This window comes from Spirillospora sp. NPDC048819 (assembly GCF_040650055.1).
Classification (GTDB): Bacteria; Actinomycetota; Actinomycetes; order Streptosporangiales; family Streptosporangiaceae; genus Spirillospora.
This window is the reverse complement of the sequence record NZ_JBEZGN010000045.1, coordinates 35,216-52,514: the sequence shown is the minus strand read 5'-3', so window position 1 is coordinate 52,514 and position 17,299 is coordinate 35,216. Positions and strand designations below refer to the sequence as shown.

The 17,299-nt window shown below is 72.1% G+C and carries 13 protein-coding genes; all 13 read right to left on the bottom strand.

What is annotated here, in order from left to right; translation table 11 throughout:
- Positions 1-8 precede the first annotated feature (8 nt).
- Positions 9-1,340 carry a glutamate-5-semialdehyde dehydrogenase gene (locus AB0C35_RS39750; RefSeq protein WP_358467592.1) on the bottom strand — a complete coding sequence of 444 codons (1,332 nt, stop codon included), beginning with the start codon at positions 1,338-1,340 and terminating at the stop codon, positions 9-11.
- Positions 1,341-1,413: 73 nt separating this feature from the next.
- Entirely contained in the window at positions 1,414-2,529 is a 1,116-nt protein-coding gene (gene proB, locus AB0C35_RS39745) for a glutamate 5-kinase (protein ID WP_358467590.1), read from the bottom strand.
- Between the two features lie 21 nt (positions 2,530-2,550).
- Positions 2,551-3,948, bottom strand: a complete 1,398-nt coding sequence (obgE, locus tag AB0C35_RS39740) for a GTPase ObgE (protein WP_358467588.1) — start codon at positions 3,946-3,948, stop codon at positions 2,551-2,553.
- Between the two features lie 79 nt (positions 3,949-4,027).
- Positions 4,028-4,285, bottom strand: coding sequence for a 50S ribosomal protein L27 (gene rpmA / locus AB0C35_RS39735; protein WP_131894964.1), 258 nt, complete (start codon positions 4,283-4,285; stop codon positions 4,028-4,030).
- A 12-nt stretch (positions 4,286-4,297) separates the two neighbouring features.
- Positions 4,298-4,612 (bottom strand): 50S ribosomal protein L21, encoded by a 315-nt coding sequence (gene rplU / locus AB0C35_RS39730; protein WP_358467586.1) that lies wholly within the window; start codon positions 4,610-4,612, stop codon positions 4,298-4,300.
- 288 nt (positions 4,613-4,900) lie between these two features.
- Complete coding sequence (locus tag AB0C35_RS39725; protein WP_358467584.1) at positions 4,901-8,023, bottom strand: Rne/Rng family ribonuclease; 3,123 nt, start codon at positions 8,021-8,023, stop codon at positions 4,901-4,903.
- A gap of 202 nt (positions 8,024-8,225) precedes the next feature.
- Positions 8,226-9,086, bottom strand: coding sequence for a TIGR03936 family radical SAM-associated protein (locus AB0C35_RS39720; protein WP_358467582.1), 861 nt, complete (start codon positions 9,084-9,086; stop codon positions 8,226-8,228).
- 203 nt (positions 9,087-9,289) lie between these two features.
- A complete protein-coding gene (locus AB0C35_RS39715; RefSeq protein ID WP_358467581.1) occupies positions 9,290-11,212 on the bottom strand; it encodes a TIGR03960 family B12-binding radical SAM protein in 1,923 nt (640 codons plus the stop codon).
- Between the two features lie 52 nt (positions 11,213-11,264).
- Positions 11,265-12,449, bottom strand: a complete 1,185-nt coding sequence (rodA, locus tag AB0C35_RS39710) for a rod shape-determining protein RodA (RefSeq protein WP_358467579.1) — start codon at positions 12,447-12,449, stop codon at positions 11,265-11,267.
- Positions 12,446-14,518: a penicillin-binding protein 2 gene (mrdA, locus tag AB0C35_RS39705; protein WP_358467577.1), complete on the bottom strand. Its 2,073-nt coding sequence runs from the start codon at positions 14,516-14,518 to the stop codon at positions 12,446-12,448. The genes rodA and mrdA overlap by 4 nt, the downstream gene beginning before the upstream one ends.
- On the bottom strand, positions 14,515-15,114 hold the full coding sequence (gene mreD, locus AB0C35_RS39700; RefSeq protein WP_358467575.1) for a rod shape-determining protein MreD: 600 nt from the start codon (positions 15,112-15,114) through the stop codon (positions 14,515-14,517). The genes mrdA and mreD overlap by 4 nt, the downstream gene beginning before the upstream one ends.
- 1 nt (position 15,115) lies before the next feature.
- The gene (gene mreC, locus AB0C35_RS39695; RefSeq protein WP_358467573.1) at positions 15,116-16,108 is read right to left on the bottom strand and encodes a rod shape-determining protein MreC; all 993 of its coding nucleotides are present in this window, start codon (positions 16,106-16,108) and stop codon (positions 15,116-15,118) included.
- Positions 16,109-16,160: 52 nt separating this feature from the next.
- On the bottom strand, positions 16,161-17,195 hold the full coding sequence (locus AB0C35_RS39690) for a rod shape-determining protein (RefSeq protein ID WP_132152770.1): 1,035 nt from the start codon (positions 17,193-17,195) through the stop codon (positions 16,161-16,163).
- Positions 17,196-17,299 lie beyond the last annotated feature (104 nt).

Sequence of the window (17,299 nt, the reverse complement as noted above, 5' to 3'; positions counted from 1 at the left end):
GCGAGGTGTCAGCCGCGCAGGTGGCCCTCACCGGTCACCACGTACTTGGTGGACGTCAGCTCCGGAAGCCCCATCGGGCCGCGGGCGTGCAGCTTCTGCGTCGAGATGCCGATCTCCGCGCCGAAGCCGAACTCCTCGCCGTCGGTGAAACGCGTCGAGGCGTTCACCATCACCGCCGCCGAGTCGACCAGGGCGACGAAACGCTTCGCGGCCGGCTGCGACGTCGTGACGATCGACTCGGTGTGGCCCGAGCCGTACCGGCGGATGTGCGCGACGGCGTCCTCCAGGGAGTCCACGACGCGTCCGGCGATGTCGAGCGAAAGGTACTCGGCGCGCCAGTCGTCCTCGGTCGCCTCCACGACGTCCTCGCCGTACGACCGCATGCGGTCATCGCCGTGGACCGTGACCCCGGCGTCCTTCAGCGCCTCAAGCGCGCGCGGGACGAACGCGTCGGCGACGTCGGCGTGCACCAGGAACGTCTCCGCCGCATTGCACACCGACGGACGCTGCGTCTTCGAGTTCAGCAGCACCTCCACGGCCATGTCGACGTCTGCGGCGGCGTCCACGTACACCGCGCAGTTCCCGACGCCCGTCTCGATCACCGGGACGGTCGACTCCTCCACCACCGAGTTGATCAGCGAGGCGCCGCCGCGCGGGATCAGCACGTCCACCAGGCCGCGCGCCCGCATCAGGTGCTTCACCGACTCGCGGGACGTCCCCGGCACGAGCTGGACCGCGTCCGGCGGGACCTCGGTGCCGGCCAGCGCGCCCTGCATCACCCCAACCAGCGCCGTGTTCGAGTCGTACGCCGACGACGAGCCCCGCAGCAGCGCCGCGTTCCCGCTCTTCAGGCACAGCGCGGCGGCGTCCACGGTCACGTTCGGCCGGCCCTCGTAGATCATCCCGACGACGCCGAGCGGCACCCGCACCTGCCGCAACTCCAGCCCGTTCGGCAACACGTTCCCGCGCAGCGACTCCCCCACCGGGTCCGGCAGCGCGGCGACCTGCCGGACGGCCTCGGCGATCGCGGCGATCCGCTCCGCCGACAGGCTCAGCCGGTCGATCATGTACTCGGAGATGCCGTTCTCGCGGGCCCGCGCGACATCGCCCTCGTTCGCCTTGACGATCTCCGGCGCGGCGGTGACCAGCGCGTCCGCGATCCGGTGCAGCGCCGCGTCCTTCGCCGCACGCGGCAGCGGCGCCAGCACGGCCGCGGCCTCCCTGGCGCGCACCGCCACCCGCAGGAACTCCGCGCCTTCCGCGCCTTCGCGGCCTCGGCCTGCACCCGCGCGGCCTTCGTCCCCCAGTCCGTGCGCGTCCGCACGCTCCGGCTCGCTCATCACAGCTCCTCTTCTCGTCGGCTCGCGGCGTGCCGCCGTCGTGAGCGGGCGCACAAGGGCGCCACGCCGCACCTCAGCGTTCGTCGGTCAGGACCACCAGGTGGTCGCGGTGGATTATCTCGCGTTCGTACTCGGCGCCCAGCTCGCGGGCCAGCCAGCGCGTCGAGCGCCCCATCAGCTCGGGGATCTCGGACGCGTCGTAGTTCACCAGGCCGCGCGCCACGACGTGACCGGCGGTGTCGCACAGGTCGACGGGGTCGCCGGCGGCGAAGTCGCCGTCCACGCCCGTGACCCCCGCGGGCAGCAGCGACTTGCGGCGCCGCGCGACCGCCTCGACCGCGCCGGGGTCCAGCATGACCCGGCCCTGGCCGGTGGTGGCGTGGGCGAGCCACAGGTTCCGCGTCGACATGCGGCGTCCCTCGGCCGGATGGAACAGGGTGCCGACCTGATCGCCGGCGAGCGCCTGCGCGGCCGACGCGGCGTTCGTCAGCACCACCGGGATGCCCGCGATCCGGGCCGCCTCGACCTTGGTGACCATGCCGCCGGTGCCGACGCGGCCCGAGCGGCCGAGCTCGACGTCCTTCAGGTCGTCCGGCCCGTGGACGTCGTCGACGCGGCGGGCTCCGGGCCGGCGCGGATCGCCGGTGTAGAGGGCGTCCACGTCCGACAGCAGGATCAGCGCGTCCGCGCGGATCAGGTGGGCGACGAGCGCGGCGAGCCGGTCGTTGTCGCCGAACCGGATCTCGTCGGTGGCGACGGTGTCGTTCTCGTTCACGATCGGCAGGATGCCGAGGGCGAGGAGCTGCGCGAGCGTGCGCTGCGCGTTGCGGTGATGCGAGCGGCGCATCATGTCGTCGGCGGTCAGCAGCACCTGCCCGACCGTCAGCGCGTACCGGGTGAATGACTCGGTGTAGCGGGCGAACAGCAGGCCCTGCCCGACGCTCGCCGCCGCCTGCTGGGTCGCGAGGTCCCGGGGGCGGCGGGTCAGCCCCAGCGGCCCGAGCCCGGCGGCGATCGCGCCGGACGAGACGAAGACGATCTCGGTGCCGTCCACGCGGCGGCCGGCCAGGACGTCCACCAGCGCGTCGATGCGGCCCGCGTCGATCGCGCCCTCCGGCGTGGTGAGCGACGACGACCCCGCCTTCACCACGATCCGCCGGGCCTTCGCGACCGCCTCGCGCTCGCTCATGAAGCTCTCTCCTCCAAGGGTCTAGCGATGTCCGCCGAGGCGCCGGTCCGTGCCCCGCGGTCCGGGGACGCCGTCGCCGGCCGGGACCTCGGGCTCCCAGTCGAAGACGATCGAGTCGTCGGCCGTGCCGATCAGGACCGTGGCGCCGGCCGCCGCGCCCGCGTTCGCGAGCGCGTCCTCCACCCCGAGGCGCGCGAGACGGTCGGCGAGGTAGCCGACGGCCTCCTCGTTGGCGAAGTCCGTCTGCCGCAGCCACCGCACCGGCTTCGTCCCGGTGATCAGGTACGTGTTGTCGCCGAGGCCCTTGACCTCGAAGTCGGTGCCGCCGCCGACCGGTTCGGGACGGATCACGATGCGGGTCGGCTCCGCCGGCGGCAGCGACGCGCGGTACTCGCCCACCATCGCCGCCATCGCGAACGACAGCTCCCGCAGCCCCTCGTGCGTCGCCGCCGACACCTCGAAGACCTTCAGCCCCCGCGCCTCGAACTCGGGCCTGACCATCTCGGCGAGGTCGCGGCCGTCCGGCACGTCCACCTTGTTCAGGACGACGATGCGGGGACGGTCCGACAGCGGCCGGTCGCCCAGGACCCGGTCGTAGGCCTGCAGCTCACGCTCGATGACCTCGAAGTCGCTGACGGGGTCGCGGCCCGGTTCCATCGTGGCGCAGTCGAGGACGTGCGCGAGGGTGGACGAGCGCTCGATGTGGCGGAGGAAGTCCAGGCCGAGGCCCCGGCCCTCACTGGCGCCCTCGATCAGGCCCGGCACGTCCGCGACCGTGAACGTCGTGTCGCCCGCGCTCACCACGCCCAGGTTCGGGACCAGCGTCGTGAACGGATAGGCGGCGATCTTCGGCTTGGCGGCCGACAGCGCGGCGATCAGCGACGACTTGCCCGCGCTGGGGAAGCCGACGAGCGCGACGTCGGCGACGCTCTTGAGCTCCAGGACGACGTCCCGCGCCTCCCCCGGCTCACCGAGCAGCGCGAACCCGGGGGCCTTGCGCTTGGCGGACGCCAGCGCCGCGTTCCCGAGCCCGCCGTTGCCGCCCCGCGCGACCACGAAGCGGGTGCCCTCGCCGACCAGGTCGGCCAGGATCTCCTCACCCGCCTTCACGACGGTGCCGTCCGGGACGGCCAGGACCACGTCGCCGCCGTCCGCGCCCGTCCGGTGGCCGCCCTGCCCCGGGCGGCCGTTGCCCGCCTTGCGGTGCGGGCGCCGGTGGTACTCCAGCAGGCTCGCGGCGTTCGAGTCGACGACCAGGACGACGTCGCCGCCGCGGCCCCCGTTCGCGCCGTCCGGGCCGCCGAGCGGCTTGAACTTCTCCCGGTGGATGGAGGCGCAGCCGTTCCCGCCGTTGCCCGCGGCGACGTGCAGTACCACCCGGTCGACGAACTGCGCGCCCGATCCCGCTCCAGCGGCCACGGTGACTCTCCTCGGTGAAAGGCAAAGGGGCGGACCGAGATCGGTCCGCCCCTTTGAAAACGTTCTGGCCCCAGGCGGACTATTCCGCCGGGGGAACGATGCTCACTGCGTTGCGACCGCGGTAACGGCGGAACTGCACCGCACCCGCGACCAGCGCGAACAGGGTGTCGTCGCCGCCGCGGCCCACGCCGGGGCCGGGGTGGAAGTGGGTGCCGCGCTGCCGGACGATGATCTCGCCGGCGTTGACGACCTGGCCGCCGAACCGCTTCACGCCGAGCCGCTGGGCGTTGGAGTCACGACCGTTGCGGCTGGACGATGCGCCCTTCTTGTGTGCCATCTGACCGCTCCCTTACTTCCCGGCCTTGATACCGGTGATCTTGACCTCGGTGTAGGGCTGACGGTGACCCATCCGCCGCTTGTAGCCGGTCTTGTTCCGGTAGTGCATGATCTTGATCTTCGGGCCCTTGACCGCGCCGAGGATCTCGGCGGTCACCTCGTAGCGCGCGAGGTCGGCCGACTTGCTGACGACGTCGTCGCCGTCCACGACCAGCACGGCCGGGAACGTGACGGTCGAACCGACGTCGCCGGCCAGCTTGTCGACGGTCAGCACGTCGTCGACGGCGACCTTCTCTTGCCTGCCGCCTGCGCGGACAATCGCGTACACCGCGGAAACCCTTCGTCTGCGCGCGCTTCCGGACTGAACCGGTCCCGCGCGTGGCTTACCAGCCCCCGGGTGGGGGCCTACCCCCGGCACCGGGCCGAGGGCGGCACACCAGGGGGAGACCCCGGCGCTCTCTGCTTTTCCTCACCGGATCGGTGAGATGAACACCGAACGCCCCCCGGACGGGGGTCGCGGTGCAGGTCGAATGACGCGCCCACGACGCGCCGAACCACAAGAATACCGGATGCCCCGACCCGAACGCGAATGCGTCCGGGTCGGGGCCGGTCGTCGTCAGTCCCCGGAATCGCCTGCGGCGCCCGGGTCGGAGGTGGCCTGCGCGGCGGCGCGGGGGCGGCGGCCGGCACCCGTACCGGCTTCGGCCTCGTCCTCGGCAGGTGCGGAGCCGTTCTGCTCGGTGCCGTGCGGCTCGGTGCCGTGCGGCTCGGTGCCGTGCGGCTCGGTGCCGTGCGGCTCGGTGCCGTTCGCCTCAACGGCGGGCGCCTCGGTGACGCCGTGCTCGGCCGTGCCCGGCACGACGCCGTTCGGGTCGGTGCCGTTCGGGTCGGTGCCGTTCGCGGCGGCCGTGACGGGCTCGGTGGAGTCCAGGGACTCCAGGACGCCCGGGGGCGCCTCGGCGACCTCGTCGGCGGCCTCGGCCGCCTCCACCGCGGCCTGCGCCGGGGACTCGTCGGCGTCGACCTCGGGCGGCGGGCCCGCGGGCCGCTTGGCCGGCCCGGACCTTCTCGGCCGCGAACGCACCGGCTCCGGCCTGGTCTCCTCCGGCTCCGCGGGCTCGGCCACGATCGCGACGACCGGCTCGGGCTCCGGCTCGGGCTCGGGCTCGGACGGCGTGGGCTCGTGGCGGGCCAGCTTCTCCTCGACGGCCTTCTCGACCTCGCCCTTGCGCTTGCGGCGGCGGCCGGTGTCCTTGGCGGCCGCCTTGTCCGCCTTCGGCTCGACGGGGCTCAGGTGGACGTGGATGCCGCGGCCGTTGCAGGACTCGCAGGTCTCCGAGAACGCCTCCAGCAGCCCCTGGCCGACGCGCTTGCGGGTCATCTGCACCAGGCCCAGCGAGGTGACCTCGGCGACCTGGTGCTTGGTGCGGTCCCGCGACAGGCACTCCACGAGGCGGCGCAGCACCAGGTCCCGGTTGCTCTCCAGCACCATGTCGATGAAGTCGATCACGACGATGCCGCCGATGTCGCGGAGCCGGAGCTGGCGGACGATCTCCTCGGCCGCCTCCAGGTTGTTGCGGGTGACGGTCTCCTCCAGGTTGCCGCCCTGCCCGGTGAACTTGCCGGTGTTGACGTCGATGACCGTCATCGCCTCGGTGCGGTCGATCACCAGCGAGCCGCCCGACGGCAGCCAGACCTTGCGGTCCAGCGCCTTGGCGATCTGCTCGTCGATGCGGAACGCCGACAGCGCGTCCGGGCCGCCGGTCCAGCGCTCGACGCGGTCGGCGAGATGCGGCGCGACGTACTCGACGTACTCGGAGATCGTGTCCCAGGCCTCGGAGCCGGACACGACGAGCTTGGTGAAGTCCTCGTTGAAGATGTCGCGGACGACCCGGATCGTCAGGTCGGGCTCGCCGTAGAGAAGGGAGGGCGCGGAGGCCGTCTTCACCTTCTTCTGGATGTTGTCCCACTGGGCGGCGAGGCGCGACACGTCCCGCGAAAGCTCCTCTTCGGTGGCGCCCTCCGCGGCGGTCCGCACGATCACGCCCGCGTTCTCCGGCATGACCTTCTTCAGGATCGACTTGAGGCGGCTGCGCTCCTTGTCGGGGAGCTTGCGGCTGATGCCGGTCATCGAGCCGTCCGGCACGTACACGAGGTAGCGGCCGGGCAGCGAGACCTGGCTGGTGAGGCGGGCGCCCTTGTGGCCGAGGGGGTCCTTGGTGACCTGGACGAGCACCGACTGGCCCGACTTCAGCGCCGACTCGATGCGGCGCGGCTGCCCCTCCAGGCCGGACGCGTCCCAGTTGACCTCGCCGGCGTACAGGACGGCGTTGCGGCCCTTGCCGATGTCGACGAACGCCGCCTCCATCGACGGCAGCACGTTCTGCACCTTGCCGAGGTAGACGTTGCCCACGTACGACTGGTGGGTGGCGCGGTTGACGTAGTGCTCGACGAGCACACCGTCCTCCAGGACGGCGATCTGGGTGCGCTCGCCCTCCTGCCGGACCACCATGACCCGCTCGACGGCCTCGCGGCGCGCCAGGAACTCGGCCTCGGTGATCACCGGCGGGCGGCGGCGGCCCTGCTCGCGGCCCTCCCGGCGGCGCTGCTTCTTGGCCTCCAGCCGGGTCGAGCCGCGGACCGACTGGACCTCGTCCTCGGCCGGGCGGGCCTCGGCGGCGCGGGCGGAGCGGACGTGCACGACGGTGTTCGGCGGGTCGTCCGTGCCGTTCCCGTTCTCGCCGTCGGTCCCTGACCGGCGCCTGCGGCGGCGACGGCGACGGCTCGTGCCGGACTCGCCGTCGCCGTCGTCGTCGGAGTCCTCCTGCTCGGCCTCCTCGGCCTTGGGCTCCTTCTCCTTGCCCTTGACGACCCGGTCCCTCTTGGGCCGTTCCTTCTTGGCGGGCTTGGCGGGCTGCTCGTCCTTGGGCTCCTCGGCCTCCTCGGCCGGCGACTCGTCCTCGGCGCCGTCCTTGCCGGCCCTGCCCCGGCCGCGGCCGCCGCGGCGGCGGCGACGGCGGGACGGCCGGTCGTCGGAGTCGTCCTCGTCGGACGGCGGCTCGCCGTGCTCCTCGTCGACATCGCCGTCGTCGGCTTCGGTGTCGGCGGGCTCGGCGGGGCGCTGCGGCTCGTCCTTGGGACGGACCGGGGTCTCGGCCTTCGGCTGCGGCGGCTGGAACACGACCATCGGCGGCTGGAACGTCACGCCGGGCACGCCGACGCCGCTGGCGGGCTCGATCTCCGACACCTGCTCGGCGGGCGTCTCGGCCCCCGCGGCCGGAACGGAGGGAAACTCCGGAACGGACGGGACGGCCGGCACGGCAGGCGCGTCCGCCGCCGCGGAACGCCGGCGGGTCCGCGTGCGCGGCGCCGGGGACTCATCGGCGGGCGCGGGCTCGGCGTCGGTCTCAGGGGAGGTCTCGGCACCGGTCATCGGGACGGGCTCGGGCGTCTCGGCGGCCTTCGCGCTCCGGGTGCGGGTACGGGTGCGGGCCGGCTTCTTCGGCGGCTCGGGGGCCTCGGCGGGCTCCTGCGGCTGCGTCTCCGCGGCGGCGGGGGGTTCGGCGGGGGTGTCGTCCACGTCGGGCGGCGGGCCCGCCGGACGGCTCGCGCGGCGCGGGCGCGACGTCAGCGCGTCCGTGCTCTCGGTGCCGGTGCCCTCCGTTTCGGCGTTCTCGTAATCGGCGTTCTCGTTCTCGGTGCCTTCGGCCGTGGCCGAATCGGCTTCGTTCTCACGCATGCGGGCAATCTCCCGTCAGGCTCCCGGGCGCGTCCGCTCCGCTCCGCCGGTGGCGGATCGGTGCGGTGCGCCGCACGAGAGCTCTCGTCAGTCGGTGTCGTCCTGGCCGGACGGTGTCCGGTCATGACGACGAAGTCGTCGGGGGTGCGCCGGCCGTACCCTGCGGGACCGGTTCCGTGCTGCCACGGCTTCGGTCTCACGGTCAGGCGCTGACGGCATCCACGCTCGCGGCGTCCCCGGGCTGCGGCCGCTGCGGGCCGTCGGCCGTGCCGGCGTCGTCGCCGGACGGCAGGCCGGTCACCCGGTCGGGATCCAGGGGATCCGCGAGGCCACCGGTGTCCGCGTCGAGGGGCCCCTGCGCCAGCCTGGTCACCAGCGGGGGTGACGGCGGCGCCAGGTCGGCGACTTGGCGCAGTCCGGTGAGGATGTCGTCGGGTCGTACGGCCGGTGTGGAATGCCGAACAACCATTCGAAGTATGGCACAAGGGGCATCCGCCGCCTGCGCGGCGCGCCGGTCCAGCTCACAGGAGGACACGGCAGCGCGCACGTCGAAACGGCGTCGCCCCTTCTTCGTGAGGCGCTCGACCTCGATGTTCCCGGCGGCCATGAAGGCGGCCACGGCGGCGGCGGCATCGTCGGATGACACGCCGTCCAGCCTGATCCGCCATTCGGACGCCTGGAGCCGTTCGGCGAACGCGCTCGGTCTCGGCTGCGCGTCGCCGCCGCTTCCCGCCCGTACCGGCACGACATCGACGATGTCGAGCCCGGGGGGCAGGGCCGCGTCGAGATCGGCCCGCACCCGCGCAGGGTCGCGGGTGTCGGTGAGCCCGATTTCGAGGTACTCGGCCTCACTGGCCACCCCTGTCGCCGCCGCACCCGCGTACGAGATCTTCGGGTGGGGGGTGAATCCGCCGCTGAACGCGACAGGGATCCCGGCACGCCTGACGGCGCGTTCCACGGCCCGGGAAATGTCGCGATGGCTCGTGAACCGCAGCCTGCCCCGCTTGGCGTAGCGGACGCGCAGTCGCTGGGTCACGGGGGCCGGCGCCGGACCCTCCGGCATGGGTGCCAGGGTTCTGGTCCTTCCTACTCGTGGCGAGTCGAAATAAAGGTCTCCCTATAGAGTACGGGTCGCCCGGCATCGTTTGACCCCCGGCCGCCCCCGCGAGGCCCCGAGCCCCGCAGCTCAGGGGGTTCACGCGACCGATTCCGGGCATCCGGGCACCCGGGCGGGGCGCGAACCGCCCCGGGTGGAGGCCGAAACGGTCAGACGACCGACAGCGGCAGCAGCTTCTTGCCGGTGGGGCCGATCTGGATCTCGGTGCCCATCGTGGGGCAGACGCCGCAGTCGTAGCAGGGCGTCCAGCGGCAGTCCTCGACCTCGGTCTCGTCGACGGCGTCCTGCCAGTCCTGCCAGAGCCACTCGCGGTCGAGCCCGGCGTCGAGGTGGTCCCACGGCAGGACCTCGACCTCGTCGCGCTCGCGGACGGTGTACCAGGCGAGGTCGACGGGCCCGTCGGCGAGGACCCGCTCGGCGCAGGCCGTCCAGCGCTCGTAGGAGAAGTGCTCGCTCCAGCCGTCGAAGCGGCCGCCGTCCTCCCACACCGCGCGGATGATCTCGCCGACGCGGCGGTCGCCGCGCGACAGCAGGCCCTCGATGATGGACGGCTGCCCGTCGTGGTAGCGCAGGCCGATGGCGCGGCCGTACTCCTTGTCGCCGCGCAGGGCGTCCTTGAGGGCGTGCAGGCGGCGGTCGACGGTCTCGTGGTCGCACTGCGCGGCCCACTGGAACGGCGTGTGCGGCTTCGGCACGAACCCGCCGATGGACACCGTGCAGCGGATGTCCTTGCGGCCGGTGGCCTCGCGCCCGGCCCGGATGACCCGCTTGGCCATGTCGGCGATCGCGAGGACGTCCTCGTCCTCCTCGGTGGGCAGCCCGCACATGAAGTACAGCTTGACCTGCCGCCAGCCGTTCTCGTAGGCGGTGGTGACGGTGCGGATCAGGTCGTCCTCGGTGACCATCTTGTTGATCACCTTGCGCATCCGCTCGGAGCCGCCCTCCGGCGCGAACGTGAGGCCGGAGCGACGTCCGCCGCGGGAGAACTCGTTGGCGAGCGTGATGTTGAAGGCGTCCACGCGGGTGGACGGCAGCGACAGCGAGGTGTTGGTGCCCTCGTAGCGGTCGGCGAGGCCCTTGGCGACGTCGCCGATCTCGCTGTGGTCGGCGCTGGAGAGGCTGAGCAGCCCGACCTCCTGGAAGCCGGACTCCTTCAGGCCCTCCTCGACCATGTTCCCGATCGTGGTGATCGACCGCTCGCGGACCGGACGGGTGATCATCCCGGCCTGGCAGAACCGGCAGCCGCGCGTGCAGCCGCGGAAGATCTCCACGCTGTAGCGCTCGTGGACGGTCTCGGCGAGCGGGACGAGCGGCTTCTTCGGGTACGGCCACTGGTCGAGGTCCATGACGGTGTGCTTCTCGATCCGCCACGGGACCCCCGGGCGGTTCGGCGCGACCCGCTGGATGCGGCCGTCCGGCAGGTAGGTGACGTCGTAGAAGCGCGGGACGTACACGCCTCCGGACGCGGCAAGGCGCAGCAGCAGCTCGTCGCGTCCGCCGGGCCCGCCCTCGGCCTTCCATTCGCGGACGACCTCGGTGATGCCGAGCGCGATCTCCTCGCCGTCGCCGAGGACGGCGGCGTCGAGGAAGCCGGCGATCGGCTCGGGGTTGAACGCGGCGTGCCCGCCCGCGATGACGATCGGGTGATCGTCGGTGCGGTCGGCGGCGTCCAGCGGGATGCCCGCGAGGTCGAGGGCCGTCAGCAGGTTGGTGTAGCCGAGTTCGGTGGAGAACGACACGCCGAACACGTCGAACGCGGCGACCGGGCGGTGCGCGTCCACGGTGAACTGCGGGATGGCGTTCTCCCGCATGACGGCCTCCATGTCGGGCCACACCGAGTACGTCCGCTCGGCGAGCACGCCGTCGCGCTCGTTGAGGATCTCGTAAAGGATCTGGACGCCCTGGTTGGGCAGCCCCACCTCGTAGGCGTCGGGGTACATCAGCGCCCAGCGGACCTCGGCCTCGTCCCAGTCCTTGAGCTGGGAGTTCAGCTCGCCGCCAACGTACTGAATCGGCTTCTGCACGCTCGGGAGCAGCGGCTCCAGGCGCGGGAAGAGCGACTCGACCGGCATGACGGAACCCTCCGTGCAGGAAACGTGGGAAGACGGCCCAGCCTACCGCCGTTCAGTCGAAGGCACGGCGGCGCACGTGCACGGCCTGCAGCAGCCCGAACGCGATCATGTTCGCGAACGTGGCGGAGCCGCCGTAGGACGTGAACGGCAGCGGCAGCCCGGTGATCGGCATGATGCCGATCGACATCCCGACGTTCTGGAACGTCTGGAACCCCAGCCAGCACACGACGCCGGTCGCGACCAGCGTCCCGAACAGGTCGGCGGCCTGGGTCGCGATCCGCAGCCCGCGCCACAGCACCACGCCGAGCAGCGCGACGATCGCGGCGCCTCCGACGAAGCCGAGCTCCTCCCCCGCCACCGTGAAGATGAAGTCGGTCTGCTGCTCGGGGACGAAGTGGCCGCCGGTCTGCTCGCCCTGGAACAGGCCCTTGCCGAACAGGCCGCCCGAACCGACCGCGATCCGCGCCTGCCGGGCGTTGTAGCCGGCGCCGCGCGGGTCGGCGTCCGGGTCCATGAACGCGGTGAACCGGTCGACCTGGTAGTCCTCCAGCAGGCCGAAAAGCCACACCGCGGCCACCGCGAGCGCGCCGGTGCCGACCAGGCCGGCGAGCCAGCGCTTCTGCGCGCCGGAGATCGCCAGCATCCCGACGACCACCGCGATGAAGACCAGCGTGGTGCCGAGGTCGGGCTGCAGGATGATGAGCACGGCGGGCACCCCGGCCAGCACCAGCGCGAGCAGCACATCGCGCATCCCGGGGCCGATCTCGCCGTCGCGCGGCTCCCCGAGGATCATCGCGAGCAGCACCACGAGGCCGACCTTGGCGAACTCCGAGGGCTGCACCTGGAACCCGCCGCCGAGCACGATCCACGAGTGCGACCCGTTGATCGTCTCGCCGAGCGGGCTGAGGACGGCGACCAGCCCCACGCAGGCCAGCCCGTACAGGATGGGGACGTAGGCGCGCAGGAGCCGGTAGTCCAGGAGCGTGACGACGCCGCCGAGCACGAACCCGATGCTCAGGTTCAGGATGTGCCGCTTGAGGAAGCCCTCCGGGTCCTTGCCCTGCTCGGTCAGGAGCTGAAACGTCGCCGACCGCACGAGCAGCGCGCCCAGCACCGACAGCGCCAGCACGGCCAGGAACAGCGGCCAGTCGAGCCGCCGCAGGCCCGCGAGCCGGCCCTTCCACGTCCGCCGCCCGCCGTACCCCTCGACGCTCCCGACGCTGCTGCCGGTGATCACGGGGCGGTCCCGGAGCCGGGCATCTCGGGGATGCCGGTGGGGAGCTTGCCGTCCTTGAGGATGGGCTCGCGGTCCTTCGTCCCGTACATCGCCTCCCAGATCTTCCGGACGATGGGCGCCGACGTCTGGGCGCCGTAGCCGCCCTGCGAGACCATCGCGACGATGGCGTAACGCGGTTCCTTCACCGGGCCGAACGAAGCGAACCAGGACATGTCTTCCTTGCCGTACCGTTCGGCGGTTCCGGTCTTGCCGCCCACTGCGATCCGTTTAAGGTCGAACCCGGCGAAAGCCCCGGCGGCGGTGCCCTCCTTCGGCACGTCGGCGAGCGCCTTGCGCATGTACGCCAGGACCTTGTCGTCCACCGGCACCTTCTGCGGCTTCGGGGCGTCGATCTTGCGGACGACCTTCCCGTCGGGCCGGACGACCGCGACGCCGATGCGCGGCGTGTGCAGCGTCCCGCCGTTGGCGATCGCCGCGTAGGTACGGACGAGCTGCAGCGGCGTCACCATCACGTTGCCCTGTCCGATCGACAGGTTCGCGGCGTCGCCGGCGCGCCACACGAAGCCCTCTTTGCAGTTCTCGTTGGCGACGGCCTTGAGGTAGGCGGCGCGGGCGGGATCGGTCTTGGCGACCTTCGGGTAGCCCTCCTTGGCGCCCTTGCAGCTGCTCTCCCTGGTCGCCTCCCAGTACTCCCGCTTCCACCGCCGGTCGGGGATCCGGCCGGTGCTCTCGCTGGGCAGGTCGATCCCCGTGCGGGAGCCGAAACCGAAGCCGCGGGCCATCTGCACCATCGGGTTCTCGGCGTCCGGCGGGGCGTTCTTGCCGCCGTTGTGCAGCCACATCTCGTGCGCGAACTTGTAGAAGATCGTGTCGCAGGACTTCACGAGGGCCGTGTGCAGGTTCATGGAGCCGAGGTTGGCGCTCTGGAAGTTGTTGAACGCGCGGCTGCCGACCATGTAGGAGCCGGGGCAGTTGTAGGTGCCGTGCAGGTCGTAGCCGTCCTTCACCGCGGCGGCCAGCGACGACACCTTGAAGGTGGAGCCGGGCGGGCCCATCCCCTGCGTCACCCGGGAGATCAGCGGATGGTTGTTCTTCTCGCCCAGGAGCGCGTCGTACTTCTTCTGGGAGATGCCGCCGGTCCAGACGCCCGGGTCGTAGCTCGGGTAGCTCGCCATCGCGACCACCCGGCCGGTGCGGACGTCCATGACCACCGCGCCGCCGGAGTCGGCGGGGCTGCCGCCCTTGCGCGCGGCCTCGATCCCCTCCTTCAGCGCCTTCTCGGCCACCCCCTGCACCTGCGCGTCGAGGCTGGTCACGAGGTTGCTGCCGGGGACGGGCTTCTCCTCGTCGGCCACGCCGGTGACGCGGCCGTGGCTGTCCACCAGAACCCGCCGGTAACCGGCGTTGCCGCGCAGGTCGCGGTCGTACTGGGCCTCCAGGCCGGCGCGTCCGACGAGGTCGACGCCGCTGTAGCCGGTGACCTTGATGCTCTCGCGCTTCTCCAGCTCCTCCTGCGTGATCGGCTGCAGGTAGCCGAGGGCCTGCACGGCGCCGGCGCCGTGCGGCTCAGGGTAGGTGCGCACGGGCTGGATCCGCGCCGTGACGCCGGGGAAGTCCTCCTGGCGCTCCATGATCTGCAGGGCGCGCTGGGGGTCGGCGTCGTCCTCGACGGGAATCGGCTGGTAGGGGGAGCCCGACCAGCAGGGCCGCTTGACGGTGGGGCTGCACAGCCGGACCCGCTTGGAGATCTCCTCGTAGCTCGTCCCGAGGACGCCCGCCAGCCGTTTCAGGACGGCCTCGCCGCCGTCCTCCAGCCGCGCCAGCGTGGTGCTGTCGACGGACACGACCAGGGAACTGGTGTTGCGCGCGAGGGGCCGCCCCCGGTCGTCCAGGATCATGCCGCGCAGGGCGGGGACGACGATGTCGCGGGTGCGGTTCTCGGCGGCGATCCGCTCGTAGCGCTCGCCCTCCAGGACCTGCAGCGTCCACATGCGCGCCACCAGGACGAGCAGCAGCACGCCGACCATCACGTACAGGACGACGAGGCGGAAGTGGGTTCGCGGGTTCACAGGTTCCCGCCCCGGCCGGACATCGCGCGGTAGCGGGCGGCGGGCACGGAGAGGCTGTCGCCCCGGGATCGTTCGCCGCGTTCGTAGCGGCGGGTGGCGCGCAGCACCGCCCACACGACGAACGGACTCGCGATGACGTCGTACAGGACTTGCAGCGGCACCATGCTGGACACGGTGTCCCACCCGGCGCGCGGGTCGTCGAGCATCATTCCCGTCCCGGCGTACAGGACGGTCCCGGCGAGGGCGCCGGCGGCGACGGCGACGAACGGCACGGCCGACTGCCGGTCCATCTCGGCGGACGCGACGCCGCACAGGTAGCCGATGAGGCAGTAGACGAGCGCGTACCGGCCGAGGGTGTGGTCGGCGGGCGGGATGATGTCGGCGGCGAGGCCGGCCAGGAACCCGGTGACCATCCCGGTCATCGAGCCGGCGACCAGCGCCAGCGCCACGACGGCCAGCAGCACCAGGTCGGGCTGGACGCCGCCGGGCAGCGGCAGCCGGTTGGCCACCGACACCTGAAGGATCAGCGTCACCGCGATCACCACCGCGCTCACCGCGGTGCGGCCGGCCGGCGACGACTCGGGCGGGTTCAGCACGTCAGTCCCCCGGGTTCGGTTCTGTGGAGAGGCCCCGCGTGCCGCTCGGCCGCTCGCCCCGGTCACCGCCCGGCGACGGGCTCGCGGACGGGCTCGCGCTCGGCGTGGCGGGCGGCTTCGGCTTCGGCGGCAGCACAGCGTCCCGGGGGTTCTTCTTGGGCGGGGCGACCACGACGGCGACGACGTCCAGGCTCGTGAAGCGCACGAACGGCCGGACGTAGGCGATGCGGGTCAGGCCGTTGGAGTTCTCGATCCGCTCGACCACGCCGATCGGGACGCCCGGCACGTACGGCCGCTGGCCCTGCGACCCGAGCGTGACGATCCGCTGGCCGACGCGGATCGGCGCGGCGGCGTCCAGGAGCTGGAAGCGCAGCGGGGTCGCGCCGTGCCCGCCGAGGCCGCGGCGCCCGAGGCCCTGCACGATCCCGATCTCCTTGGAGTCCTCCAGGCGGGACCCGACCGACGACGTCTGGTCGGTGGCGAGCAGGACAGTCGCCGTCGCGGGCCCGACACGGGTGACGCGGCCGACGAGCCCGGCCGCGCTCATCACGGTCATGTCGGGCTTGATGCCGTCGCCGCTGCCGACGTCGATGGTGACGGTGTCCTCGAAGCCCTGCCCGGCGGAGATCACCTGCGAGGCGAGGATCTTGTAGCCGCCCATTCCGGCGGTGCCGAGCAGCCGCTGGAGCTGCGCCGACCGGTCCTCGTCGAGGCCGGAGGCGCGCAGCTTCTCGCGCAGCTTCTGGTTCTGGCGTTCGAGCCGCTCCGCGCGGCGCCGCTGTCCGGGCGCGTCGGTGATCGACTCGAAGGTGTTGCTCACCGGCCGCACGACCGACGCCGACGCCCGCTCCACGGGGCCGAACACGGTCGCGCCGATGCTGCGCAGTCCGCGCAGCGGGGAATCGTCCCCGCCGCGATGGTCAATGGTGATCATCGCTAGCGCCACCACGAGCAGCGCGGCGAGGACCACGCGGGTGCGCCGGGTGTCCTTCACCCACCGACCTCCCGTTTCCCAGTCCGCTCGGTCCTAGTCCGTCGGGGGGTGTTCAGTGCCGCGGCTCCGGCACGAGGACCTGCCGGAGCTCCTCGAAGTCCTCGACGCACTTGCCGGTGCCGAGCACCACCGAGTCGAGCGGGTTGTCCACGAGGTGGATCGGCATCCCGGTCTCCTCGCGGAGGCGCTCGTCGAGGTTCTTCAGCAGCGCGCCGCCGCCGGTGAGCGCTATCCCGCGGTCCATGATGTCGCCGGACAACTCGGGCGGGCACTTGTCGAGCGTGGTCTTCACCGCGTCCACCACGGCGTTGACCGGCTCTTCGATGGCCCGCCGCACTTCCTCGGCGGAGATCACGACGGTCTTCGGCAGCCCGCTCACGAGGTCGCGGCCCCGGATCTCGGCGTGCGGTTCCTCCTCGCCGCCGGGATAGGCCGACCCGATCGCCATCTTGATCTCCTCGGCGGTACGTTCCCCGAGCATCAGGGAGTACTCCTTCTTGGAGAAGGAGATCACCGCCTGGTCGAGTTCGTCGCCGCCGACGCGGACGGACTGGCTGGTGACGATGCCGCCGAGGGAGATGATCGCGACCTCGGTGGTGCCGCCCCCTATGTCGACGACCATGTTGCCGGTCGGCTCGTAGACGGGCAGCCCGGCGCCGATCGCGGCGGCCATCGGCTCCTCGATGATGTAGACGCGGCGGGCGCCGGCCTGGTAGCCGGCCTCCTTCACCGCGCGCTGCTCCACCCCGGTGATCCCGCTCGGCACCGCCACCACGATCCGCGGTTTGGCGAAGTGCCGGCGCTTGTGGACCTTCTGGATGAAGTAGCGCAGCATCCGTTCGGTGACGTCGAAGTCGGCGATGACGCCGTCCTTGAGCGGGCGGACCGCGACGATGTTGCCCGGTGTGCGGCCGATCATCCGCTTCGCCTCGATGCCGACCGCGACGATCTTCCCGGTATTGGTGTTGATCGCCACGACGGACGGTTCGTTGAGGACGATGCCACGCCCGCGCACGTACACCAGGGTGTTGGCAGTACCAAGATCGACCGCCATGTCGCGGCCAAGGAACGACAACTTGTTACCCATGAAGAAAGGGAGCCCTTCACGATTGACGGGCGTGTATAGCGGCGCGTCCATCGTAACGTGAACACGCGTCCGCGGGCAGTAACCCGGCCGCCGCGCGTCGCCCA